Consider the following 24794-nt stretch of genomic DNA (forward strand, 5'->3'; position numbering starts at 1 on the left):
GCTCAACTCCGTTCCGCGTACGACGCCGCGGCCATCGCGGCGGACAGGTCCTCCACCAGGTCGGCCGGGTCCTCGATGCCGAACGACAGCCGCACGAGGTGGTCCACCACGCCGGCCCGCAGCCGGACCTCCCGCGGCACCGGCCGGTGGCTCATCGACGCCGGGCACTCGATCAGCGACCGCACGCCGCCCAGGCTCACCGCGGCCGCGAACAGCTCCGTGCGGCGCAGCAGCTCGTCCACGTCGCCCAGGTACTCGAAGCTGACCATCGAGCCGGGCGCGGACATCTGCGCGGCGGCCAGCTCGAACTGCGGGTGGTCGGGCAGGCCCGGGTAGTGCACCGCGCCGACGAACGGCGACGCGACCAGCGCCTCGACCGCCGCCCACGCGTTCGCCACCTGCCGCGCGACCCGCAGCGACAGCGTCTTCAGCCCCCGGTGCGCCAGGTAGCAGTCCAGCGCGCCCGGCACCCCGCCGACGACCGTCCGGTGCTCGGCCAGCCGCTGGTAGAGCGCCGGGTCGTCCAGCACCAGCGCGCCGCCGACCAGGTCGGAGTGGCCGCCGATGAACTTCGTGGTGCTGTGCAGGCTCACGTCCGCGCCGGCGGCCAAGGGTTGTTGCAGGGCCGGGCTCGCGAAGGTGTTGTCCACCACCACGACCGCGCCCGCGCGGTGGGCGGCGTCGCTCACCGCGGCGATGTCGGTGATCTTCATCAGCGGGTTGGTCGGCGTCTCCACCCAGACCAGGTCGACGTCGCCCGCCAGCGCCGCGGCGGCCGCGGCCGGGTCGGACAGGTCGACCTGGCGGACGTCCACCCCACGCCTGCGGCACAGGTCGAACAACGCGTACGTGCCGCCGTAGACGTCGTCCGACGCGATCACCCGGCTGCCCGGCTCCAGCAGCGACAGCACGGCCGCGGCGGCGGCCTGGCCGGAGGAGAAGGCGAGCGCGAACCGCACGTCCTCCAGCGCGGCCAGGCAGGTCTCCAGGTTCTCCCGGGTCGGGCTCTCGCCGCGCGCGTAGAAGTACCGCGCCGGGTCCTGGGCGAACTGGTCGAAGGTCGCGGAGACGTGGATCGGCGGGATGACGTCGCCGGTGCCGACCTGGGTCCGCTGGCCCTCGTGGACCAGCTTGGTGTCGAAGCGCATGGCCGGGCTCACCCGACCGGCTTGCTCGCCCGCAGGCAGAGCGCCGTGCTGGGCAAGGGGATCCGGCCGTCCGGCCGGGCGTGGCCGGCGACCGCCGCGGCGACGTCGGTCCACAGCTCGGGTTCCTCCGCGCCGAGCCGTTCACGGGCCAGCCGTCGCAGGGCCAGTGGCGTGATCGCCTTGGTGAACCGGGCGTAGGAGACCGCGGACTCCAGCTCGAACGGCACCTCGACCGGGACGACCGAGACGTCGGCGAACCCGGCGGCGGTCGCCAGTTCGTGGAGCGCCGCGGGGTCCGACATGCTGAACGGCCCCGGTTCCCCCGGCGGCGGGGCGGGCAGCCGCAGCCGCCCGGCGAGCACGCGGAAGCCCAGCGAGAGCATGGGCGCGGACTCGGGCGGTCCCCAGGTCGACGCGGCCAGCACCCCGCCCGGCCGCAGCACCGCCGCGATCGAGCGGAACGCGGCCACCGGGTCGGGCACGAACATCAGGCTCCACCGGGCGAGCACCGCGTCGAAGCCGTCCCGGGGCAGGGCCAGCGACTCGACGTCCCCGACCAGGAACTCCGCGTTGGGCACCCCGTCGGCCCGGCGGCGCGCCAGGTCCACCATGCCGGGCGCGAGGTCCACGCCGAGCACCCGGCCGGTCGGGCTGACGGCGGCGGCCGCGGTGAGCGCGGGCTCGCCCACCCCGGTGCCGACGTCGAGCACGGAGTCGCCCGGCCCCACCTCGCCGAGTGCCACCAGGCGCGCGGTCACCACCGCCGCGCCGCGCTCGAACGTGTCGGCCACGGACAGCCACCCGGAGCTGATGGCGTCCCAGTGGTCGCGCTGGCGTTCCTTGAACCGGACGGGGTCGAACTCGGTGGCGGTCATGGGGCCTCTCGGTGTGGTGTCGGTCGCGATCAGAGGAAGCGGTCGGCGGGGTGCTCGGCGGTCCACGTGCCGGGTTGCACGGTCTTGAGCACGGACCGCAGGTACTCGATCTCCGCGGGCGTGTTGTAGACCGCGAAGGACAGCCGGACGGTCCCGAGCAGGCCGAGGCTGTCGAGGAACGTGCTGGCGCAGTGCACGCCGCAGCGCACGGCGATGCCGTGGGCGTCCAGGTGCCCGCCGACGTCGTAGGGGTGGATGCCGCGCACGGACAACGACACGATGCCGCACGGCGTCGCGCCCGGATCGCCGACCACGTCCACGTCGTCGAGGTCCGCGACGGCGTCCAGCACCGCCGCGACCAGGCTCTCGTCGTGCGCGCGGACGGCGGGCCACCCGAGGTCCAGCAGGTACTCCAGGCCGGCCGCCAGCCCGACCGCGCCCGCGACGTTCGGCGTGCCGGCCTCGAACCGCGCCGGGCCGGGGACGTAGCGGACCGGCTCGTCGTGGCGGACGCCCTTGACCGTGCCGCCGCCGACCCGGTACGGCGGCATCCCGGCGAGCAGTTCACGCCTGCCGTACAGCACGCCGACGCCCATCGGCCCGTACACCTTGTGGCCGGAGAAGCAGTAGAAGTCCGCGTCCAGCTCCCGCACGTCCACCGGCAGGTGCGGGACCGCCTGCGCGCCGTCCACCAGCACCAGCGCGCCGTGCCGGTGCGCCTGCGCGGCCAGCTCGCGCACCGGGTTGACCGTGCCGAGCACGTTCGACACGTGGGCGGCGGCGACGATCCGCACCCCCGGGCCCATCAGCGCGGCGAACGCGGCCAGGTCGACCCGGCCGTCCGGGCCGGCGGGCGCGACCACCAGCTCCGCGCCGACCTCGTCGCAGAGCCGCCGCCACGGCAGCAGGTTGCTGTTGTGCTCCAGGCCCGTGACCACCACCCGGTCGCCGCGGCCGACGACCCGCCGGCCGACGACGTCCGCGACGAGGTTGGTGGAGTCCGTGGTGTTGGCGGTGAACACGACCTCGTCCGGGTGCGCCGCGCCGAGGAACCGCGCGACCGCGGCCCGCGCGGCCTCGTAGTGGTCCGTGGCCGCCAGGGCGAGCCGGTGGTGGCCGCGGCCGACGTTGCTGTTGGCGGTGCGGTAGTAGGCCACGATCGCGTCGAGCACCGCCTGCGGTTTCTGCGTGGTGGCGGCGTTGTCGAGGTAGACCGGCGCGCGGTCGCCGCGCAGCAGCGGGAAGTCGTCGCGCACGGACGCGGGCAGCGCGCCCGCGTGGACCTGGCTCATCGGGCCTCCTGCGTGGTGAACAGCGCACCGAACCGGTGCAGGTAACGCCGGTCGAAGGCGAACACCTTCTGCCGGGGGTAGGGCCGGTCGCGGGCGGGCACGTACCCGTGGTCGCCGGGCGAGCGGAGCGCGCCGTCGCGATCCCTCAGGTGCGGCCCGAAGAAGAACCAGCAGACCTGGCCGATCTGCTCGGTGAACAACGCCGGCCGGGCGGACGGCGGGTACATCCGCGCGTGCAGGTACGTCGCCTTGAACTCGCCGCGCGGGCCGAAGCCCTGGTCGAACGCCACGTGCCCGAACACGTCGTGCACCACGCGGAAGACGTCGTTGTGGCACAACGGTTCGCCGTCGACCTCGACGCCCGCGGACGCGCGCATCGGGTGGTCCGCCGGGCCGCCGGGCGAGCCGTGCCCGTCCTTGGTCAGGTGCAGCTCGAGCACCCCGGTGCGCCGGACCTGGCCGCGCAGCTCGGCGGAGTCGCGGTACGGCAGCCCTTCGCCGCGCCACGGCACGACGCGGAGGCCGGCGGCGACGACCCGCTCGAACTGGCGCAGGCTCACCCGTTGGAGCGCCTGGTAGCTGCGCGCGAGGTCCCGGTCCAGCGCCCACGTCGGCGCGCGCTCGTAGGTGTCGGCGACCTCGCGGCAGAACGCCTCGTCCAGGCGGAGGTCCAGCACGTCGGGGCGTATCCGGTCCACGATCGCGTCGAACACAGGACAACCTCCCGACGGGCCGGGCGAACGGTTCCGACTGTAGTCAGTCGCTATATATTTCTATAGCCACCTGATCGGGTGGACGCCGCGGCCACCCGACCGGGCGCCCGGTCACCTTCGCGTTGCCGGCCTCCCGACCGCGCACTACGGTCACCGACGCACACCGAGGGCGGGAGGCGCCATGGACGAGCCGGAGGTGCGCGAGTACCTGCGACTGGGCCTGCGCCTGGGCAGGCTGGCCGACGGCTACGTGGACTGCTGGTTCGGCGACCCGGCGCTGTCGCGCGAGGTGGCCGACGAGCCCGCGCCGGCGCCGGCGGACCTCGCCCGGCAGGCCGACGAGATCCGGGCGCGCGTGGCGGACGGCGGTCTCGCCGAGCGGCGCAAGCGCTTCCTGGACGCGCACCTGGCGGCGATGAGGTGCACGGCGCTGCGGCTGGCCGGGCGGGACGTGCCGTTCCGCGCCGAGGTGCGCGCCTACTTCCGGGTGGACGTCGAAGTCGGCGACCAGGACCGCTACGCCGAGGCGCACGACGAGATCCGCGCCCTGCTGCCGGGCGACGGGGACCTGGGCGCGCGGCTGGAGCGGTTCCACGACGCCAACACGGTCGGACCCGACGACCTCCACCGCGCCGTGCAATCCGTGTCCGACGCGGTGCGCCCGCTGGTGCGCGAGCGACACGGGTTGCCGGAGGGCGAGCACGTCCGCTACGAGGTCGTGCACGACAAGCCGTGGCACGCCTTCAACCGCTACCTGGGCGACTACCGCTCCGTGGTGATGCTCGACTCGCGCGCCGGCCGCAACCTCGCCGCCCTGCCCCTGCTCGCCACGCACGAGTCCTACCCGGGCCACCACACCGAGCACTGCCTCAAGCAGGCCGGGCTGGTCGAGCGGCGCGCCGAGGCCGAGCACGCCCTCGCCCTGGTCAACACCCCGCAGTGCCTCGTCGCGGAGGGCGCGGCCGAGCTGGCGCTGGACGCGTCCGTCGGCGACGGCTGGGGACCGTGGACGGCGGAGGTCCTGGCCGGGGAGGGCATCCGGGTGGACGGCGAGCGGGTGGAGGCGGTGATGCGCTCGTGGTGGAAGCTGATGCGGGTGCGCCAGGACGCGGCGATCATGCTGCACGACCGGGGTGTGCCCGCCGAGGACGTCGTGGCGCACCTGGTCCGGTGGCTGCTGCTGCCCGAGCCGCGGGCCCGGCACATGGTCGAGTTCCTGACCGATCCCCTGTGGCGCGCCTACACCGTGAGCTACGTCGAGGGTCGGCGGCTGGTGTCCGCGTGGCTCGACGCGCGGCCCGGCGGGGAGACCGTCGCCGACCGGTTCGACCGGTTGCTGCGCACGCCGTTCCTGCCCGACGAGCTGCGCGACGGGGTGATGGCGGATCACCCGAACGGGCAGAGCGCGGCGGTTGTGCCCCGTGCCGCCGATCGGCAACCCTGGGCCTGCGGCGTCGAGCGGCCCGAGGGCGTGGCCGCCGCCGCGCGGTCCACTGCGGACGGAAAGGGGTCGAGATGAGCGGTACCCACGACCAGCCCGTGCTGCCGATCTGGCCGGCGGGCGCGAGCCCGGAGTACCAGGCCGCCCGGATGGAGCTGGCCAGGGCCGAGCGGAGGCTGCGCGACGAGGTCGAGGCGGTGGCCGCGGCGCGCCGGGCGATGCCGCCCGGCCCGGTGCTGCGCGACTACGAGCTGACCGAGGACGGGCCGGGCGGTCCGGTGCGCACCCGGTTGCGCGACCTGTTCGGCGAGCACGACACGATGTTCATCTACCACCTGATGTTCCACCCGGACCACGCCGAGGCGTGTCCGATGTGCTCGATGTGGGTGGACGCGCTGCGCGGCGTCGCCACGCACCTGGCGCAGCACACGGCGTTCGTGGTGATCGGCAAGGCGCCGCTGGAGAAGCTGCGGGCCTGGTCGGACCGGCGCGGCTGGGACGGCCTGCGCATCCTGTCGAGCCACGGCACGACCTTCAACGCCGACCTGAACGCCGAGCGCGCCAACGGCGACCAGCGGCCGATGGTGAGCGTGCTGCGCGCCGAGGGCGACGCCGTGCGCCACTTCTACTCGTTGCCCGCCAACCACTTCGACGGCGCCGAGCGCGGCATCGACCTGCTCAACCCGGTGTGGAACGTGCTCGACCTCCTACCGGGTGGCCGCGGCGACTGGTACGCGGACAACGACTACGTGCCGCAAGGTGGGAGCACCCGATTGGTCACTTCCTCGTCCACTTGAGATTCCGATAGCGTGAGGGGCATTCCGGCAGTCGCGCGAAGGGATGAACCGTGGCGCTGAGCATCGACTTCGACTCCGGCCTCGCCACGGCGTCGTGGGACGCGATCCGGGACCTCTTCGCGCTCGACCCCTCGGCCACCCACCTGAACACCGGCACCGTCGGCGCGACGCCGCACGAGGTGGTCGAGACCTACCAGCGGGTCACCCGGGAGTGGGCGGGCAGCCTGGCCAACATCTACCCGCCCAGCCTCTACCCCGGGTACCGGGCGCAGATCGCCCGGGACTTCGGGGTGGACCAGGACGAGCTGGTCATCTGCCACAACGCCACCGAGGGCATCTCGCGGATCGTGGCCGGCCTGGACCTCGGCCCGGACGACGCGGTGCTGACCACCACGCACGAGTGCTTCTCCGTGCTGTCGAACTTCAACCTCGCGCGCAACCGCCACGGCGTCCGGGTCGACCTGGTCACCCTGCCGTCCGGCCCGGACACCACCGCGGAGCAGGTCATCGCCGCGTTCGAGGCCGCGATCACCCCGCGCACCAAGGTGATGGCGTTCGCCGCGACCACGCTCTACACCGGCACCCGGATGCCGATCCGGGCGCTGTGCGACCTCGCCCAGCGGCACGGGATCATCACCATCGCCGACGCCGCGCTGCTGCCCGGCATGGTCGAGGCGAACCTGCGCGAGCTGGGCGTGGACTTCATGGCGGGCTCGGGCTCGAAGTTCCAGTGCGGCCCGCTGGGCACCGGCCTGCTGTACGTGCGCAACAAGGTCTTCCCCGAGCACAACCCGCTGCCGCTGCCCCGGTTCTGGCCGGTGATCTCCACCTGGTACCCGCTCGTCGGCGGCATGCCCAAGCGCACCACCACGTCGGTCGAGACCTACAACATGGGCGACTACCTGCAGAGCGCGGGCAGCGCGAGCATCGGCCGCGCCGCCGGGCTGGCCAAGGCGTGCGAGATCTGGAACCGGATCGGCCGCCGGCGCATCGAACACCGCGCCCTGGACCTGGGGTGGCACGTCAAGCGCCGGGTCGTGGAGCTGTTCGGCGAGGACGCCCTCTACTCGCCGCTGCACGACCCGCGCCTGCACTCGCCGGTGGTCGCGTTCAAGCCGTTCCGCGACCCCGAGGACGCCTGGAACATCAACAAGATCATGGCGTACGTCGACCGCCTGGAGTCCGAGCACCGGATCTGGATCAGGTGGGTCGAGTTCGACGTGCCGGGCTCGCCGCACATGCACTACGCGGCCCGCGTCTGCACGCACCTGTTCAACCACCACGACGAGATCGACCGGGCGCTGAAGGTCATGGCCCGGCTCGCGGACGAGATGTCCTGACCCGCCCCGACCCGGAGGTCACCAGCAGATGAGCAGCACGCAACCGCGGCGCGGGGGAACCCTCCGGCTCTACGGCCCCGGCAGCATGGACCACCTCGACCCGGCGTCGGCCTACTACGCGCTGGGCCACCAGGTCATCCGGCTGTTCGCCCGGCAGCTGTTCACCTACCCGGCGGTGAAGGACCTGCGGGACTGGCGCGCCATCACGCCGGTGCCCGACGTCGCGGTCGAGGTGCCGACGACGTACAACGCCGGGCTGAGCGTGAACCACCTGACCTACACCGTCCGCCTGCGCCGCGGCGTGCTGTGGGACACCACGCCGCCGCGCGAGGTGACCGCGCACGACTTCGTCCGCGGCTTCAAGCGGATGTGCAACCCGGTGTGCGGCGCGGGCGCGATCCGGTACTTCACCAGCACCATCCGGGGCATGGCCGAGTTCGCCGCCGCGTACGCGGCCGCCGTGCCGCACGCCGACGCCACGCCCGCCGAGCTGGCGGCGTTCCAGAACAGCCACGAGATCAGCGGCATCCGGGTGCTGGACGACCGGACGCTGGTGTTCGAGCTGCTGCGCCCGGCCGCCGACTTCATCCACATCCTGGCGGTGCCGTTCGCCTCGGCCGCGCCCGTCGAGTACGACGCGCTCGTGCCGGACGGCGAGGAGTTCCGGCACGGCGGCGTCCGCTCCAACGGCCCGTACCGGGTCGTGGCCTACGACCACGGCAGGCACCTGCGGCTGGAGCGCAACCCGGTGTGGGACAAGGCGACCGACGAGGTGCGCAACCAGCACGTCGACGCGGTCGAGGTGGTCATGGAGCGGGCCGACCCGCCCGCGGTCGGCCGGAAGATCACCTCCGGCGAGGCGGACCTGTCGTGGGCCTCGCCCGTCACCGAGCCGTACTCGGCGAACCCGACCGACCCGGGCAACGACCTGGGCTACGCGCTCAACCCGTACCTGGTGTTCAACACGGTCAGCCCCAACAACGGCGGCGCGCTGGCCAGGCCGGAGGTGCGCCGGGCGCTCGCCTACGCGTTCGACAAGGTGGCGGTGCTCGACATCTACGACCGGCTCGCGGCGGGCACGGTGATGCGACCGGCCCGCTCGGCGATCCCGCCCGGCAACGTCGGGTACGAGCTGTTCGACCTGTACCCGACGCCGGGCGACCGGGGCGACCCCGACCGCTGCCGCGCGCTGCTGGCCGAGGCCGGGTACCCGGACGGGCTGACGTTGACCTTCCTGCACCGCGACGTGGACGCCAACCCCGAGGTCGCCAAGTCGTGCGCCGCGGACCTGGAACGGGCGGGCATCACGGTCGACCTGCTGCCGATGGGCCACGCCGACTACTACGCCTACCTCCAGGACCCGGCCCACGCCGAGGCGGGCGAGTGGGACCTCACCTCGCCGTCGTGGACGCCGGACTGGTTCGGCAACAACGGCCGCGCGTTCCTCCAGCCGATGTTCCAGACCAACCGGGCCAGGGGCACCAGCAACTACGGCTGCTACAGCAACCCCGAGGTGGACCGGCTGATCGAGGAGGCGCTCACCACGGTCGACGAGGACCGGGCGCACGACATCTGGCACCGGGTGGACGAGCTGGTCATGCGGGACGCGGCAATCGTGCCGATCCTGGAGCACGCGCCGACCATCCCCCACCTCAAGGGCAGCCGGGTGCGCAACGCCATCCCGATGCCGACCATCGACCGGTGGTTCGACCTGTCCAACGTGTGGCTGGAGCGTGAGTCGTGACCGCGCCGACGACGATCCCGGTGGTGCGCTCGCTGCCCGCGCCGGGCCACTACCTGTGCGGCCTGACCTGGGCCGACGGACTGCTGTGGCACTCGGACCAGGACGCCGGGAAGATCTGGGCGATCCACCCCGGGTTCGGCGAGGTGGTGCGCGAGCTGGCGTGCGACCGGGTGCGCGCGGACCTGACCCACCACGACGGCGTGCTGTGCCAGGTGGGCGACCGGCCGAAGCGGATCGTGCTGGTCGACCCGAACACCGGGGAGGTCGTCGGCACCAAGCCGGTCAAGCCGTCCAGCGGCAGGCTGTGCGGCGTCGAGATGGGCGGCGAGGGCGTGTGGATGTGCCTGCGCGCGCCCGCGGTGCTGCAACTGCGGGACTTCGAGACGATGACGGTGCGGCGGGAGATCCCGATCGTGGGGTCGCCCTCGGGGCTGACGGTGGTCAACCGCACCGTGGTGTACGGCGAGTTCGACACCGGGCTGGTGCGCGCCGTGGACACCCGGACCGGGCGGATCGTGGGCACGGCGCTGGTCGAGGGCGCGCCCACCGGGATGGCCTGGGACGGCTACAGCCTCTGGTACTGCGACTTCCGGGCCCGCCGGTTCAAGGCCATCCGGCTCGACGACGTCCTGCACTGACCGGCCCTGGAGCCCCGGCCACCAGCCCGGCTCGACCCACCGCCGGAACCCGGCACGCCGCCGGCGCTCGGCGCGAGCCCACCCGGCCGTCGCAGGCAACCGCCGGCACGCCCGTCGGCGCTCGGCGCGAGCCCGCCCCGCCGCCGGCGGGTGCAACCGCCGGACCCGGCCCGTCGGACCTCGCCGCGCACTGCCGTCACGCCCGGCGACGTGCGGCGGTCACCGGCGACCGGCCCTTCCGGCCCGTCGCACGGCCCGTCGCCCGACCGGCGGCGGGAGCCACCCCGGCCTCCAGGCCCAGCAGGTCGCAGCACCGCAGCACCGCGTCGGACTCCCCCACCAGCGACAGCCGGCCGGTCACCATCGCGGCCAGCGGGGTCAGCCGGCCGGAGCCGATCTCCACGAACGTGGTGGCGTCCGTGGTCGCCACCATGGCGGCCGCCTCCGCCGGTCCTTTCACCGCGCGCGGCACGCGGTCGCGGACCTCGATGTGGTAGACGGCGTCGTCCACCCGGAACTCGTAGCACTCGTCCACGTCGGTCGCCTTCTCCGGCCGCAGCATGGCCTCCACGGCGAGGAACCCCCAGTGCGGGCGCACGGTGTCCTCCTCCGACACCTCCCCCACGAAGCGCATGCCCCACCGGGTCAGCCCCGCCACGAGAGGCCGCAGCTCCTGGCCCGTCGCGGTCAGCTGGTAGGCCAGCCGCGACCCGGTGCCGTGCAGGTCCACCTGCTCCACGACGCCCTTCTCGACCAGGAACTTCAGCCGCTCCGCGAGCAGGTTGGTGCCCAGGGCGGGCAGGTCGGCCAGCAGGTCGACGTAGCGGCGCGGGCCCATCAGCAGCTCGCGCACGATCAGCAACGTCCACCGCTCGCCGACGACGTCGAGCGCGGACGCCAGCCCGCAGTACTGGTGGTAGGTCCGCTTGGCTGCCATTTGACTACTATAAACTGCAGCGAACCGGTGGAAGTGTCGCGGTCAGCGAGCGCCGAACCGGCCTTTCACCAGCACCGGCCGGGCCAGTTCCTGGAAGTCCGCCTCCGGGTCGAGGTCGCGGATCGTCCCCTCGATGACCAGCAACGACAGCAGCGGGAAGATCAGCTCCGGGGCGGCGTGGATGCCGTGCCGGCGTTGCAGGTCGAACATCTCGGTGGCGAACGCGATGAGGCTGAATTCCCGCGCGGGCAGTTTGTGGCTGCGCCGCACGAGGTCGGCCATCCGGTCCAGGAACCCGGCCAGGTCCGCGTCCGGCCGCACCTCGGCGGAACTCTCCACGACGATCGCGGCGCACTTGTCGCCGTCGCCGATGGCCATGTTGAGGAAGAAGTCCGCGAACAGCAGTCGCAGCCGTTCGGTCAACTGGACGCTGAACCCCGCGTCGAGCACCACCACCTGCGCGGACTCGGTGAAGTAGAGGTTGCCGGGGTGCAGGTCGCAGTGCACGAAGCCGTTGACGAACAGCATCTCGTACATCGCGGTCAGCGCGGAGGCGGCGAACTTCCGGCGCGCGGCCGACGAGCAGCGGGACGCCGCGTCGAGGTCCAGGTCCCGGATGAACTCCATGACGATGCACTGCGGCCGGCACGCCTCGGGCACCACCTGGGGCACCCACACCCTCGGCACGACGGCGAGGTCGGCGCGCAGCCGGACCAGGTTCGCCGCCTCGCGTTCGAAGTCCAGCTGCCCGAGCACCGCGGCGCACAGGGCGTCGACCACCTCGACCACCGGCACGCCCCGGCACGGCGGCAGCCCCGCCACCAGGGCCGCGCCCCGCCGCACCAGGCGCAGGTCCAGCCGCATCGCCCGGTCGACACCGGGCCGGCGCAGCTTCAGCGCCACCTCGCGGCCGGAGGTCAGCCGCGCGCGGTGCACGCACGCCACGCTGCCGCTCGCGATCGCCGCGTAGTCCACCTCGGCGAACAGGGTGTCCACCTCGTCGCCGTAGACCTCGGCCAGCGCCTCCGCCGCCCGCGCCGCCGACAGGGGCGCGACCGAGTCCTGCAACGTGGCCAGCGCGTCGCACAGGGCCGGGGGCAGCAGGTCGCGCCGGGTGCCGAGGACCTGCCCGGCCTTGACGAACGCGGGGCCCAGCCACGTCAGCAGCGTCACCAGCCTCGGCCACGCGAGCCGCCACGCCGCGGGCCGGCCGCGCACCAGCGCCGTGGCCGCCCACGCCAGGGCCGCGGGCCCGAGCACCGCGGTGGTGACGAGGAGGATCCGGCCCAGCCGCAGCACGACCGCCACCGCACCGGGTGGGTCATCCGAACGGGCGACGCGCACGGCCATGCCCGGCCTCCTGCTCAGGTCTTGTCGACGCCCGGCACCTCGATGGCCCGGAGCTGCAAGGTCGTGTAGTCGCAGTACCAGATCCGGGTGCCGTCCCAGGTGATGCCGGTGGGGTTGCCCGCGACCGAGAACGAGGCCGCCTCGCGCCGTTCGTCGATGTCCACCATGGTGATGGTGGACGCGGCGTAGTCGGCGTAGGCGAGGTAGTTGTCCGACACCGTGACGCCGGCGGGCCGGCCCGACACCGCGAAGCTGTCCAGCAGCTCGAAGTCCTCGTAGCCGCGCAGGTCGATGCGCCGCAGGTCCTCGTACCCCAGCCAGATGCCCTGCCGGGTGGCCTCCAGCCCGCACAGCACGTTGCCCGGCCGCGGGTTGGGGAACTCGCGCAGCTCGTCACCCGATCGGGGGTCCATCACGCGCAGCGCCCGGCGTTCGCCCACGACCTGCACCAGGTTCCCGCCCACGGTCGTCAGGTCGGTGCGCACCTCGGGGCACGGGATGCGGTGCTCGACCTGGCCGCTGTACGGGTCCAGCGCCATGATCTGGTTGGACACGGCCTCGGAGAACATCAGGAACTCGCCGGTCCACGTGAGCCCGCACAGCTTGAGGCCGTGCACCGGGATGTCGCGGACGGTGCCCGCCGCGAACGGCATCACCGGCTCCCCGCCCGGACGATGCGGCAGTCCAGGCTCCACGCGGTGGCGTCCCGCGCCCGCCCGCGCCCGCGCGGCGGCATCACGGTCACGTGCACCTCGTCGCCCGCGCGCACCTCGGTGTGCCGCAACGGCCACACCCAGACGGCCCAGTTGCAGCCGGGGTAGGACGGGAAGTTCGACAGCACCTCGTCCTCGGCCAGCTCGGCGGTGAAGTACCCCATCACGGCCTGCAGGCAGCCCTCCCGGTGCACCGGGAGGCGCAGCTCGCGGCGCGGCCCGCCGGGCGTGCCCGGCCCGATCAGGTCGTCGGAGAGCCGGGCGGGCGGGCTGAGCAGGCGTGGCTCCCGCTGGAAGAAGTGCAGCTGCGGGTGCGGTTCGACGAACTCCTGCACGGCGTGGAAGCGGTACCCGGGCACCACGTCGCCCCAGGTGCCCCAGCCCTCGCCGTCGAACTCGATGGCCGCCAGCTCGGTCGTGAGCCGACGCGGCACGACCGCGCCGCCGGGGCGCAGGTTGCGCCGGGCCACCGCGTCCAGGATCTCGACCATCTGCTCCTCGGGGCCGAGGTTGCCCATCATCTCGGAGACGATCACGTCGGCGCGGCGCGGCAGCCGGACGACCCGCGCGTCGCCCTGGACGAGCGTCACCCGGTCGTGCAGGTCGTTGTCCGCGATGAGGCGTTCCGCCACCGCGGCCATCGCCGGGTCGGCCTCGATGGCGTAGACGTGGCCGGCGCCGTGCCGCAGCGCCAGCATCGACAGCACCAGGGTGCCCGCCCCGACGTCGGCGACCACGTCGCCTTCCGCGATCACCGACGCCAGGGCCCGGTCGTAGGCGCTCAGCCGGGGACGGTCCGCGAGCATCACCTGGTGCATCACTAGGAGCCGTTGGTCCATGGGCGCCTTCCTGCCAGAGTCGTTCCCCCCGGAACGGACGTCCGGGAGGAACGACGAGTATGTCCGGGAACAACCGTCACTGCTCGCTCAGACGTTGACCGCCGCGTGCTCGCCGACGAACGCGTCGCGCATGACCAGCCGCACACCCGTCAGACGGGCCTTCACCTCGTCGTCCGTGGTGACCAGCGGGGCGTCCACGCCGCTCATCGACAGCTCGGTGCCGGTCGCGCCCATGTCCGTGAGGTTACCGCTGACGTGGACGGAGTTCGCCGCATAGAGCGTGGCCGCCGGGGTCATCAGCTCGAATTCCGCGTCGAGGTGCAACGCGCCGGGGAACTTGACGCGGCTCAGGCTCTCCTCGGAGCCCTCGCCCAGCGTGCCGCCGGACACCCGCGGCCAACTCGCCCGCAGCATGACCCGACCGCCCAGCTCCGGGCAGTGGCCGGTGACGGCCAGCCGCGCCATCTGCGCCAGGACGCCGGTGCCCTCCGAGTGCTTCTCCGGGCCGAACAGCAGGATCTCCGTGCCGGCGGCCTTGCGGTGGTCGCCCGCCAGGTCGATGTGCACGGTCTTGCCGTTCACCTCGACGTCGACCCGGCCCTCCAGCGACACCTGCATGATCATCGACGGGTCGACCAGCATCGACATGCACGGGCCCGCGCTCGGCGCGAAGAACACCGTCGGGGTGATGCCGACCGGCTGGTTCTCGTCGTCGGCCGGGTACCACGCCTCGGGCAGCGTCGTGCCGCGCGCGACGTTCGGCGCCTGCACGACCTCGAACGGGCCGTCGCCGCGCGGCTTGCCCAGGTACGGGCCGGTGAGCGGCTTCTTGAACGGCGGCACGTGGTCGACCACGCCGTAGATGTCGATGACGTTGCGGTGCGCGAGGCGCAGCGTGCTCGTCTCCAGGATGCCGAAGCGGCGGATGTAGAACTCCGCCGGGAAGTTCTTGCCGGGCACGATCTGGCGCACGTGGCCCGTGTTGGGCAGGAACGGGTTGGACAGCACCTGGATGCGGTCGTCCAGCTCGTAGCTGAAGCCCTTGATGCCGACCTCGGGCGCGCTGATCAGCTCCGTCTCGAACTCGGCGTACCCCTTCTCGTCCACCCGGTGCTCGAATCCCGGCATGGGCCACTTGTTCAGTTGGACGAAGCCCGACAGGTTGATGGTCTCGCGCCGACCCGCGTAGTAGTCGTCGCCGAACACCACGGTCGCCGCCGCGAGGATGTGCGGCCGGATGGGTTTGGGTTCGAGGTTCAGCGACTCGTAGGTCTCCCGGGGGTTGCTCACTGCGTTACCTCCAGAGTCTGTCTCGCTCGATGCGTGGGCGAGACTGTCCACAAGCTACGGACGCTATAGGTTTTGTTAGCGACCGTCCAGGGTACCGGTGACGTCCACCTGCGACTTCACAACACCGGTGGGTAGGGCTCATCCGTTCGCATGACGGATTCACGCAGCGTGAGTCCGGTTCCGGTCGCCTGCGGTACCGTCAAGGACGGTTGAGTTCCGCATAGTGATCAAGCGGTGCGGGTGGAGGGGAACATGGCAGCGGTGCACGACGAGAGTTCGTACCTGGCCGCCCTGGCGGCGGTCACCCGGTCGCTCGCCGAGGGCCGGCCGGAACCCGAGGCGGTCGAGGACGCGCCCGTGCCCGGCCGGGAGGCCAACCCCGGTCCGGACGGGACGACCGGCCGCTGAGGTCGGCCGTCGCCCGACGCGCGGCAACCCGCTCCCCGGGAACCGCCGCCGAGGTCGGCCACGTCGCCCGGCGCGGGACACGGCAAAGCCCTTCCGGGGAAGCGGTCGGCGCGGCTCGTCACGTCGCCCGGCGGGAACAGGGCAATTCCCCGGCGAAACCGCCGCCGCGGTCCGTCACGTCGCGCGGCGCGTCACCTCGTACGGTGCGAGCGCGGCCACCAGCTCCTCCGGCACCGCAACCGGCTCGACCCCCGACCCGACGCGGCGCAGCGCGGCGACCGTCTGCTCGCCGCGCGCCACGAGCCGGTCGTCCCGCCGGAAGTCGAACCCCATCCGCAGCGCGCTGTCCCAGCGCTCCCGCAGGGTCATCGCGATGACGATCTCGTCGAAGGCGAAGCACTCCCCGAAGAACTCCATCGAGCACGACCGGGTGGCGAGCACCAGGCCGCCGCTGCTCAGCTCCTTCAGCACACCGGGCGCGTGCCGGGCCAGGAACATCTCCCGGCAGTGCCCCTGCCAGTGCAGGAACTGGGCGAAGTAGACGTTGCCGACGAGGTTGGTCTCGTCGAACGTCACCACGTGCCGCCAGTGGAACTCGCGCACCGCGTTCACGCCTCCCGGGGCAGGGCGACGGCGACGGAGCGCGGGCCGGTGAAGGCGACGACCCGTGCCGCCGCGGTCCCGCACACCAGCAGGCCGTCCTCGGTCCTGTCCTCGACCACCACGTCCGCGTCGCCGGGCAGCCCGAGGTCGAGCAGCGCCCGTGCCACGGCCGTCCGGCCGTCGTCCGCCCGGGCGACGCCGACGGGCGTGGCCGCGTGGGCGACCACGGCGTCCTCGGTGGTCACCAGCTCCAGCCGGTCGGCGAGGCCCAGTTCGGCCAGCCGCCTGCTCAACAGCGGGCCGAGGAGCGGCGCGGGCGGTGGTTCCGGCCACGGGCGGGGGCCGTACGCGCGCAGCCGCAACCCGTCCCAGCGGGCGATCGGCACACCGTCCTGATCGGACAGGCGCACGTCGTAGACGTAGTCGTCGCCGTCGTGCGACCGCTCCTCGGCGTCCACGCGGACCAGGCCGGCGGGCTGACGCCACACCGTGACGCGCTCCGCCGCGACGGGCAGCGCCCGGCGGTGCGGCAGGCAGGCCAGCAGCACGTGGATGCCGGCGTCGTGCGCGCCCAGGTCGCCCAGCAGCAACCGGGACGCGAGGTAGTCGGAGAACCACCGCTCCCCGCTCGCCCGCACCCGGGCCCGGACGCGGAACGCCGACAGGTGCTCGTACCCCACCAGGCACCGCATCCGTCCGGAGTGGAACAGCAACGGGCCGTAGAACGGGTGCGGCGCGACCGTCCCGGGTGGAGGGACGACGGTGGTCGCCGGCGCGACTGTCGCCACGGCGGAGGACCGCGCGGCGGCGGACTGCCGGGGAATGGCGGGCGGCGGCGCGGCGGAGAGCGGCGCGGCGGCGGAGGCGGGCGACAGGATGTCCGGAGGCGCGGCGGCGGGCAGCGTGGCCGGCGGCGCGGCGGTGCCGGAGGCGACGGGCGCAGCGGCGGGCGGCGGGGGTGGGGCGGGGCGGGCGGTGGCGCGGAAGCGGTCGGTGGTGAAGCCGTCGGAGCCGTCGCGCAGCACCACGTCCACGGCCGGGTCGGGTTCGTCGCGCGCCAGGGCCGCGACGCGCAGGGCCCGCGGTTCGCGGTGGTCCACCACCACCGGCGCGGACAGGTCGACGTCGGTGAACTCCCAGCCGTCCCGGTCGCCGAGCACGGAGGCGGCGGCCTGGGCCATCGCCTCCAGGCCGGCGACCGCGGGCAGCACCGGGACGCCGTCGATGCGGTGGTCGTCCAGGTAGGGGTCGCTGCCGGTGGACACGACCGGCGCGAGGACGGCTTCCACCCCCGGCACGCGGACCACGACGTCGGTGGAGAAGCGGAGCGGGGTCGAGGACGGCCCGGTCACGGTCAGCGTCGGGCCGTCCGGGAACCGCCCGGTCACCAGCCGGGTCACCGGTCCGCTCCCGTCGGCCAGCGCGGCGAGCAGGGCCGCCACCCCGGCGGCCGGGTCGACGGGTGCGATGCCCTGGTCGCGCAGCGAGCCGAGCACACCCATGCGCTCGCCCATGCCGACCTCGGACCACACCGACCACTCCAGCACCCTGGTGCGGCACGACGGGTGCCGGGCGGCCCACCGCTCCAGGTCGACGCGCAGCCAGTCGTTGGCGACGCAGTACTCGGCCTGGCCGGGCAGACCGCGGCGGCCGATGATGGAGCCGAAGCCGACCACCAGCGCGAGCCGCTCCCCCGCCGCGTCGAGCAGGTTCCGCAGCCCGGCCACCTTCGGGGCTACCGTCGCGGCGAGCGTGACCCCGGTGACCGCGCCGAGGGGACGCGGCTCGTTGACGCCCGCCCCGTGCAGCAGGGCGCGCACCGGTCCGTGCGCGCCGGCCGCCGCGACCGCGTCGCCCACCTGGTCGGGATCGGTGACGTCGCAACGGACGTAGTGGGCGGCGACCCGCCGGTCGAGCGCGGCCAGCCCGGCCCGGACGCGCGGCGCTTCCCCCGCCGACCGGCCGAGGAAGACCAGCGCGCACCCCGTCCGCAGGGCCAGCGCCTCCGCGCAGCGCGCCGTGATCCCGTCGACACCGCCGGAGACCAGGCAGACGTCGCCGGCGCCGATCGGCACCTCCCCGTCCCGCCCCGGTGGGCGCACGGCCGTCGTCAGGCGTTCCACGCCACCCGCCGGGGTCAGCCGGAGATCGCCACCGAGCGCGGCCAGGTCGAGGTCCGCACGGGACGGGCGCGCGTCCGCGCCGCCGGCCGGTGCAGGCCACGGCCCGACCGAGCCGAACCCCACGGCGTCCGGCCACGGCGCGCCGCCGACCGGCCCCGAGCCGGCGACCCGCTGCCGGGTCGCGCCCGCGAGGGCCGGCGCGGCGGCCGACCCGTGCTCCGCCGCGACCGGGGGCAGCTCCAGCGAGGTCGCGGTGCACGAGGCCAGCTCGATCCCGGCGCTGCGCGCGACCGCCGCGGCCGCCGGGTGGCCGCGGTGCACGACGGCGAGGACGTCCGGCCGCTGCTCGGCGACCGTGCGCAGCAGGTCCGCGACCTCGGCGACGCCCGCGTCGTCGGCCAGCCACACGGCCAGCCCGCGCCGCGACGGGCCGTCCGCGTCGGACCCCCGCGCGGCGTCGTGGAGCCGGCGCGGCGCGGTGGCGGGCACGGTCCAGCGCACCCCGCCGGCCGGCGCGGACCCGGTCCACGGCTCCCACCGGTGCTCGAACGACCGCACCCACGGACCCACGCCCTCGGCCACGGCCGTGGCCGCGTCGACCGGCGGCTGGCCCGCGACCAGCTCCGCCGTCTCGCCCACGGTCATCGTCTCGAACGACGGCGGCAGGGCGGGCACCCGCCGGCCCGTCAGCTCCGCCACCTCGGCGACGAGCTGCACCACCTGCAACGAGTTCAGGTGCAGGTCGCCCAACAGCCGCCGGTCCGGGCGCAGGCCCGCGAGCGGCAGTTCCAGGGTGCGGCTGAGGTGCCCGCGCAACACCCGCAACGGGTCCTCGCCCACGGCCGGCTCCGGCTCGGGCGCCGGCGCGACCGCGACGTGCCCGACCTCGGTCGGGTTCGCCAGCAGCGTGATCGGCGTGTCCAGGTCGACGTGCCGGTGCGCGCGGTCGCCGAACCACCGGCCGAGGTCGCACGCGGACACGGCGGCCAGCGCGGCGAGCGCGATCGCGTGCTCACGCCCGGGACCGCCCGCGTCGAGCGAGACCGCGGGCACCCCGGTCACCAGCGAGGTCAGCGTGGTGCCCGGCCCGACCTCCACCAGCAGGTCGCACTCCCCGGACAGGGCGGCGACGGCGTCGGCGAACCGGACCGGCGCGGTGACCTGGTCGACCAGCAGCTCGCGCAGGTCGGCGTCCGCCGCCAGCCGACGCCCGGTGACGGTGGAGAACACGGTCCGGCGCGGGGGTCGCAGCCGCACCCGGCGCAGTTCCCCGGCGAACGGGGCCGCCGCCGGGCGCATCGCCTCGGTGTGGAACGCGTGCGACACCGCGAGCACCGTCGCCCGCGCCTTGGCCCGCGTCGCGCGGTCCACCACGAGCCGCACGTCCGCCGCCGCGCCGCCGACGGTCACCTGGTCCGGCGCGTTGAACCCGGCCACGGCCACCGGCACGCCGTCGACCAGCCCCGGCAGGGCCGCCACCGGCAGCCCGAGGCTCGCCAGGGCGGTGCCGGCGCGCCCGTGCTCGGCCATCACCCGACCCCGGACGGCGGCCAGCCGCAACCCCTCCTCGGCCGACAGCGCGCCCGCCCACACGAGCGCGGTCAGCTCGCCGAGGCTGTGACCGACCGCGGCCACCGGCTCGCACCCCAGCGCGTCGAGCAGCGCCAGCGCCGCCAGCGACTGCCGCACGATCGCGGGCTGCGCGACCTCGGTCGCCGTCGCGCCGTCGGTCAGCCGCACCCCGTCGGGCAGGGCGGGCACGGCGAGGTCCCGGGTCCACGCGTCGAGCCGGGCGCGCACGGGCGCGGCCTGGCCCGGGAACAGCAGGCCGACCCGGTGCGCGGCCCGGCGGGCGAGCACGACCCCCGCGCCGCGGTCCACCACGAGGTCCGACGTCCAGTCCGCCACGCGGGCCAGGGCTCGGGTCGCGGCACGGGCCAGCCCTTCCGGCGAGTCGGCCACGAGCGCGCAGCGCAGCGCGTCGTCCGGTGACGCCGCCCGGTACCGGGTCGCGGCGAGGTCGTGCAGCTCGGCCGCGCTCAGCGCGCTCGCCTTGTCCGCCAGCACCGCCAGCCGGGCCGCCAACCCGTCCCGGTCGGCGGCGGTCAGGAGCACGATCTCGTGCCGCGGCAGCGGCTCGCTCCACCGCAGCAGCGGTTCCGGGACGCCGGCGGCCGCGCGGTCCCCGCCGGACAGCACGACGTGCGCGTTGATCCCGCCGAACCCCATCGAGGACACGCCCGCGACGGCCGTCCGGCCCGGCCACGGCTCCGGCTCGGCCGGCACCCGCAGCGTGCCGTCCGCGGCGGTCAGCAGGGGGTGCGGCTCCTCGCAGCCCGTGGTCGGCGGCACGACCCGGTGGTGCACGGCCAGCGCGGCCTTGATCAGCCCGGCGACGCCCGCCGCGGCCTTGGTGTGGCCGATGTTGGCCTTGACCGAGCCCAGCGCGGCACGCCGGCCCGCGCCCGCCCGCACGCGGTGCAACGCGGTCAGCTCGACCCGGTCGCCCACGGCGGTGCCGGTGCCGTGCCCCTCCACCAGGTCGACCGCCGCCGGGTCGACGCCCGCCATCGCGTGCGCCCGGTCCAGCGCCCGCGCCACGCCCGACACCTCCGGCCGGGTCAGGCCGCCCGACCCGTCGCTCGACGTGCCCCAGCCCGACACCACGGCGTACTCGCGCAGCCCGGCGCGGCGGGCGTCGTCGGCGCGCATCAGCGCCACCACGCCGCAGCCCTCGCCGGGCAGGAACCCCGTGGGGTCCGCGTCGTACACCCGCATCCGCGGCCCTTCGGCCAGCGCGCCCAGCCGGGAGAAACCCACCAGCTCGAACGGGTCCAGGCTCAGGTCCACCCCGCCCGCGAGGGCGAAGTCCAGCTCGCCGGACGCCAGCGCGCGACAGGCCGTGATCACCGCCAGCAGGCTGGACGAGCACGCCCCGTCCACCGTGTAGCCGGCGCCGTGCAGGTCGAAGTGGTTGCACACGCGGCCGGCGATCGTGTTGGACAACGCGCCGGCCAGCGTCTCGTCGCCCGGTTCCGGGAACGGGTCGCGGACCAGGTCCCGCATCAGGTCCAGGGCGTGCGCCAGCCGGTCGTCGGGCACGCCCGCGGCCGCCAGCGCGGTGGCCGCCGCGCGCTGGACGAACGGCCAGCGCAACCGCAGCTGGGCGGCGCGGGAGAACTCGCCGGTGAGCGAGTTGCCCAGGATGACGCCGGCCCGGTCGCGGTCGAGCCCGTCCGCGTCGGGGAAGCCCGCGTCCGACAGGGCCTCCGCGCACGTCTGGAGCGCCAACCAGTGCGTCTGGTCGACGGCGCGGAACAGCGGTCCGGGCACCTCGAACCGGTGCCGGTCGAACTCCCAGCCGCGCAGCAGACCCGCGTGGGTCACGGAGGTCTGGTCCGCCCCGGCGCCCCGGTACCCGTCGCCGAGCCGTTGGCCGGGCACCAGCCGGAACGCGCGCCGGCGTCCGATCACGGTCTCCCACAGCCGGTCCGGGCCGTCCGCGTCGGGGTAGCGGCACGCGAGGCCGACGACCGCGATCGACGGCGGGCCACTCACGGGATCGCTCCCTGCGGGCCACGCGCGACGTTCACGACGAGCTGGATGAGACCGCGCAGCGCGCAGGTGATCACCAGCGCGAAGAACAACCCGAACGAGACGCCCGACACCACCAGGATGCCGTAGACGACGCCCGTGGTGACGCCGAAGAAGACCTGATCGCGCCACGCGGGCGGGGTCGTGGCCGGGTCGGTGATCATGTAGTTGGTGAACAGGATGAACGCGAGGCCCGTCATCGGTCCCAGCGCCCCGATCAGGTTGTGGTCGAGCAGCAGCCAGCGCAGCACCGCCTGCGCCACGAACGCGCCGAGCCACCCCAGGATCAGCGGCATGCGGCCGGTCAGCTTGGCGTTGATCATGGTGCCCGCGCCGAGCACGGCGAGCGGCAGCAGCCAGTCGATCGCGCCCGTGGTGAAGCTGGTGAAGTGGTAGGGCGGCGCGATGCCGACCCACGGGAACAGCAGCAACGCCACGGAGATGCCGGTGTTCGACGGGTTGAGCACGTGCCGCAGCCGACCGCGCACGCGCAGCCGCAGCACGTACTTGGACCCGTTGCCCACGACGATCGCGAAGATGTACGGCCACAGGGAGCTGTTGCCCCACATCAGCATCCCGGTCGCCAGGCCCGTGATGTGCGCCGGCAGCAGGAACACCACGAACGACCGCCGGCCCTTGGCGAACTCCGGCCGCCTGCGGTACGCCCACGCGTCCAGCGACTCGAACGCGAGCGCCGCCGCGTAGCTGGTGAGGGCGGCGACGACCGGGGTGATCGGGGCCTGCTCGAACCCGAGGAACGCGTGGCCGACAATGTTGAACACCGTGATGGACACCGCGAACCGGGTCAGCGCCTGCACCCGGCGCCGATCGGCGGCGGACGCGGGCGCCTTCGGCGCGGCGAGCGCGCGCCCGTCGAGCGTGGTGCTGTCGACGCGGGTCGCCGTCATCGCACTACCGCCGTTCCGTCGTGGCCGAGTTCGACCGTGTGGTGACCCGGGGTGACCAGGATCTCGGCGCGGTGCAGCCCGGTGGCGTCGCGCCAGGTGACGGTCGCCCGCGTGGCGTCCCCGCCGGGCAACGCCAGGTGCACCTGCGCGGCGGACACCCCGGTGTGCCCGTTCGCCGGGTAGAGCTGGGCCTTCTGCGGCCGGTCGGGGTGGTGCAGCTCCACCTGGGCGCCGATGGCGTCGACCGGCGCGCCGCCGACCGCGCCGGGGCGCACCAGGCGCAGGTCGGCCGCGGGGCCGCTGTGCCTCTCGCCGAGCAGCAGCACGGAGTCCTCCCACTGGTTGGCCACCAGCACGTCGAGCCGGTTGTCGCCGTTGACGTCGCCGACGGCGAGCCCCCGGGTGTTGTCCGCGAACGCGGCCCCCACGCGCTCGGCCAGGTCGAAGTACCGGCCGCTGCCGTCCCGGACCCAGAACCTGTTCGGGTCGTGGCCCGACAGGTCGTCGCCCGGCCCGAAGCGCGGCCAGACCTCCGGGTGGCGCAGCAGCTCGTCGTTGGCCATGGCCAGCTCCTGGAGCGTGGGCCAGCGGTTGGTCGTGCCCTTGAGGAACCCGTTGGCCTGCACCAGCTCGTCCACGCCGTCGTTGTCGAAGTCGCCCGCCTTGACGTCCCAGCACCAGCCGGCGCGGGCGAGGCCCAGCGCCTCGCTGCGCTCGACGTAGGGCACCTTCCCGGCGGCCAGGTCGTCCGGGCTCCCGTCGGGGACGAACGCGAAGTTGCTCTCGTGCAGGCCGTAGGGGACGGTGATGTTGCTGACGACCACCATGGGCAGGCCGCCACCGCCCGGGTAGGTGAACGCGACGCCCATGCCCTTGAACGAGTCGCGGCCGAGCACCTCGGACTTCGGGGTGGTCAGGTCGCGGTCGCCGGTGACCTCCTGGAGCTTCACCGCGCCCGGCGCCGAGCGGTTCACCATCAGCTGGTCCGGGCCGAAGTCGTTGGCCTGGTACACCTCCGGCAGGCCGTCGCCCGTGAGGTCCTGCAGGCCGGTGGCGAGCGTCCACGAGTTCGCCGCGTCGCTGGCCAGCGCCACGCTCGCGTCCACGATGGCCGGACGCCGGTCCGGCTCGCCCGTCGGCCGCGTCAGCAGGATGCGGTTCGTGCCCCCGTTGCGGCCCAACGACATCGAGTCCTGCATCTGGATGCGGGTCTCGTCGGACGCGGTCGGGTCGAGGATCCGCGCGCCGTCCGGGAAGTAGTTGCCGACCAGGAGGTCGAGGTGCCCGTCGCCGTCGAGGTCGCCGACGTTGAGCGTGCCGGAGTTCCACACGGCCATCGGCTCGATCAGCTCGTCGGCCCGGAACCGCGCGGGCACGCCGACACCGCCGGTGTTGAGGAACAGCACCGGCGACCGGCCCCAGTAGTGCACCACGAAGTCCACGTCGCCGTCCTCGTCCAGGTCCGCGGGGACGCAGCCCATGGGCGCCATCGTGGCGTCGTAGCGCAGGCCGTCCGGCCGCAGCGCGACCGGCGCGTACGCCGTGCCGCCGCCGGACGGGACGGGGCGCACCGTCACCGAGTCGTCGCGCGGGTCCACCAGGCAGGCGTCGGCCGCGCGCCCGGTGCCGCGCACGTCCGCCAGGGCGACCGCGGCGCCGACCGAGGAGATCCAGGCGCGGATGTCGTGCAACTGCGGGGCGACGGCGCGTTCGGTGCGCGCGCCGGGCGGCGCTCCGTTGAGCTTCAGCGCGGTGAACCCGAACCGGGAGGCGGCGGCCTCGGCCGCGTCCTCGCCCAGGACCGGCCGCGCCACCATGAACCCGGCGGCGACGCAGACGGCCAGCACGGCGAGGACGGACAACGTCTTGCGGGCGGCGGCGGCCGTCGTGGTACCCATCGGTTCTCCGGGACGTCTGGTCGGGTCAGGTCTCTCGGGCGGTTCGCCGCCGCGGCCGAGGGGATCGCCGGGGATCGGCGTGGGCGGCCCGAGCGGCGGTCACGCCGTGCGCGCGGACACCGCGCCGGTACCGGGAAATCGAG

At 74.3% G+C, this 24794-nt stretch carries 19 protein-coding genes; 6 read left to right on the plus strand and 13 right to left on the minus strand.

Annotation, left to right across the window (positions count from 1 at the left end):
- Positions 1-2: 2 nt before the first annotated feature.
- Genes ACWEFJ_RS29990 through ACWEFJ_RS30005 form a run of 4 tightly spaced genes read right to left on the minus strand, consistent with a single transcriptional unit; the run spans position 3 to position 4028 of the window.
- Positions 3-1148: a trans-sulfuration enzyme family protein gene (locus tag ACWEFJ_RS29990; protein ID WP_449715755.1), complete on the minus strand. Its 1146-nt coding sequence runs from the start codon at positions 1146-1148 to the stop codon at positions 3-5.
- A gap of 8 nt (positions 1149-1156) precedes the next feature.
- Complete coding sequence (locus tag ACWEFJ_RS29995) at positions 1157-2023, minus strand: class I SAM-dependent methyltransferase (RefSeq protein ID WP_449715756.1); 867 nt, start codon at positions 2021-2023, stop codon at positions 1157-1159.
- Between the two features lie 29 nt (positions 2024-2052).
- Positions 2053-3315 (minus strand): aminotransferase class V-fold PLP-dependent enzyme, encoded by a 1263-nt coding sequence (locus ACWEFJ_RS30000; protein ID WP_378090640.1) that lies wholly within the window; start codon positions 3313-3315, stop codon positions 2053-2055.
- On the minus strand, positions 3312-4028 hold the full coding sequence (locus ACWEFJ_RS30005; protein ID WP_449715757.1) for a crotonobetainyl-CoA--carnitine CoA-transferase: 717 nt from the start codon (positions 4026-4028) through the stop codon (positions 3312-3314). The genes ACWEFJ_RS30000 and ACWEFJ_RS30005 overlap by 4 nt, the downstream gene beginning before the upstream one ends.
- A gap of 181 nt (positions 4029-4209) precedes the next feature.
- On the opposite strand from ACWEFJ_RS30005, the gene ACWEFJ_RS30010 reads away from it, so the two are divergent.
- The 5 genes from ACWEFJ_RS30010 to ACWEFJ_RS30030 are packed head-to-tail and all read left to right on the plus strand — an operon-like array spanning position 4210 to position 9988.
- A complete protein-coding gene (locus ACWEFJ_RS30010; RefSeq protein WP_449715758.1) occupies positions 4210-5547 on the plus strand; it encodes a DUF885 domain-containing protein in 1338 nt (445 codons plus the stop codon).
- The gene (locus tag ACWEFJ_RS30015) at positions 5544-6266 is read left to right on the plus strand and encodes a DUF899 family protein (RefSeq protein WP_449715759.1); all 723 of its coding nucleotides are present in this window, start codon (positions 5544-5546) and stop codon (positions 6264-6266) included. Before ACWEFJ_RS30010 ends, ACWEFJ_RS30015 begins: the two co-directional genes overlap by 4 nt.
- Before the next feature lie 50 nt (positions 6267-6316).
- Positions 6317-7606 carry an aminotransferase class V-fold PLP-dependent enzyme gene (locus tag ACWEFJ_RS30020; RefSeq protein WP_378090636.1) on the plus strand — a complete coding sequence of 430 codons (1290 nt, stop codon included), beginning with the start codon at positions 6317-6319 and terminating at the stop codon, positions 7604-7606.
- A 28-nt stretch (positions 7607-7634) separates the two neighbouring features.
- Complete coding sequence (locus tag ACWEFJ_RS30025) at positions 7635-9350, plus strand: ABC transporter substrate-binding protein (protein ID WP_449715760.1); 1716 nt, start codon at positions 7635-7637, stop codon at positions 9348-9350.
- The gene (locus ACWEFJ_RS30030; protein ID WP_449715761.1) at positions 9347-9988 is read left to right on the plus strand and encodes a hypothetical protein; all 642 of its coding nucleotides are present in this window, start codon (positions 9347-9349) and stop codon (positions 9986-9988) included. The genes ACWEFJ_RS30025 and ACWEFJ_RS30030 overlap by 4 nt, the downstream gene beginning before the upstream one ends.
- 196 nt (positions 9989-10184) lie before the next feature.
- Here the strand turns inward: ACWEFJ_RS30030 and ACWEFJ_RS30035 are convergent, their stop codons facing one another.
- The 5 genes from ACWEFJ_RS30035 to ACWEFJ_RS30055 all read right to left on the minus strand — a co-directional run bounded on the left by ACWEFJ_RS30035 (position 10185) and on the right by ACWEFJ_RS30055 (position 15117).
- Entirely contained in the window at positions 10185-10925 is a 741-nt protein-coding gene (locus ACWEFJ_RS30035) for a winged helix-turn-helix transcriptional regulator (RefSeq protein WP_449715762.1), read from the minus strand.
- A 42-nt stretch (positions 10926-10967) separates the two neighbouring features.
- The gene (locus ACWEFJ_RS30040; RefSeq protein WP_449715763.1) at positions 10968-12275 is read right to left on the minus strand and encodes an ABC1 kinase family protein; all 1308 of its coding nucleotides are present in this window, start codon (positions 12273-12275) and stop codon (positions 10968-10970) included.
- A 14-nt stretch (positions 12276-12289) separates the two neighbouring features.
- Positions 12290-12928: a YncE family protein gene (locus ACWEFJ_RS30045; RefSeq protein ID WP_378090630.1), complete on the minus strand. Its 639-nt coding sequence runs from the start codon at positions 12926-12928 to the stop codon at positions 12290-12292.
- Positions 12928-13827 (minus strand): methyltransferase domain-containing protein, encoded by a 900-nt coding sequence (locus ACWEFJ_RS30050; protein ID WP_378090628.1) that lies wholly within the window; start codon positions 13825-13827, stop codon positions 12928-12930. Before ACWEFJ_RS30050 ends, ACWEFJ_RS30045 begins: the two co-directional genes overlap by 1 nt.
- A gap of 87 nt (positions 13828-13914) precedes the next feature.
- Positions 13915-15117 carry a DUF6004 family protein gene (locus ACWEFJ_RS30055; protein WP_378090625.1) on the minus strand — a complete coding sequence of 401 codons (1203 nt, stop codon included), beginning with the start codon at positions 15115-15117 and terminating at the stop codon, positions 13915-13917.
- Between the two features lie 252 nt (positions 15118-15369).
- Here ACWEFJ_RS30055 and ACWEFJ_RS30060 point away from each other — a divergent pair, with 252 nt between their 5' ends.
- Positions 15370-15525, plus strand: a complete 156-nt coding sequence (locus ACWEFJ_RS30060) for a hypothetical protein (RefSeq protein ID WP_378090623.1) — start codon at positions 15370-15372, stop codon at positions 15523-15525.
- A 174-nt stretch (positions 15526-15699) separates the two neighbouring features.
- Here the strand turns inward: ACWEFJ_RS30060 and ACWEFJ_RS30065 are convergent, their stop codons facing one another.
- Genes ACWEFJ_RS30065 through ACWEFJ_RS30080 form a run of 4 tightly spaced genes read right to left on the minus strand, consistent with a single transcriptional unit; the run spans position 15700 to position 24651 of the window.
- A complete protein-coding gene (locus ACWEFJ_RS30065) occupies positions 15700-16137 on the minus strand; it encodes an acyl-CoA thioesterase (protein ID WP_378090621.1) in 438 nt (145 codons plus the stop codon).
- The gene (locus tag ACWEFJ_RS30070; RefSeq protein WP_449715764.1) at positions 16134-21809 is read right to left on the minus strand and encodes an SDR family NAD(P)-dependent oxidoreductase; all 5676 of its coding nucleotides are present in this window, start codon (positions 21807-21809) and stop codon (positions 16134-16136) included. Before ACWEFJ_RS30070 ends, ACWEFJ_RS30065 begins: the two co-directional genes overlap by 4 nt.
- The gene (locus ACWEFJ_RS30075; protein WP_449715765.1) at positions 21806-22753 is read right to left on the minus strand and encodes an enediyne biosynthesis protein UnbU; all 948 of its coding nucleotides are present in this window, start codon (positions 22751-22753) and stop codon (positions 21806-21808) included. The genes ACWEFJ_RS30070 and ACWEFJ_RS30075 overlap by 4 nt, the downstream gene beginning before the upstream one ends.
- Entirely contained in the window at positions 22750-24651 is a 1902-nt protein-coding gene (locus ACWEFJ_RS30080) for an FG-GAP repeat domain-containing protein (RefSeq protein WP_449715766.1), read from the minus strand. The genes ACWEFJ_RS30075 and ACWEFJ_RS30080 overlap by 4 nt, the downstream gene beginning before the upstream one ends.
- Positions 24652-24794: the final 143 nt, after the last annotated feature.

This window comes from Actinosynnema sp. NPDC004786, assembly GCF_053601135.1.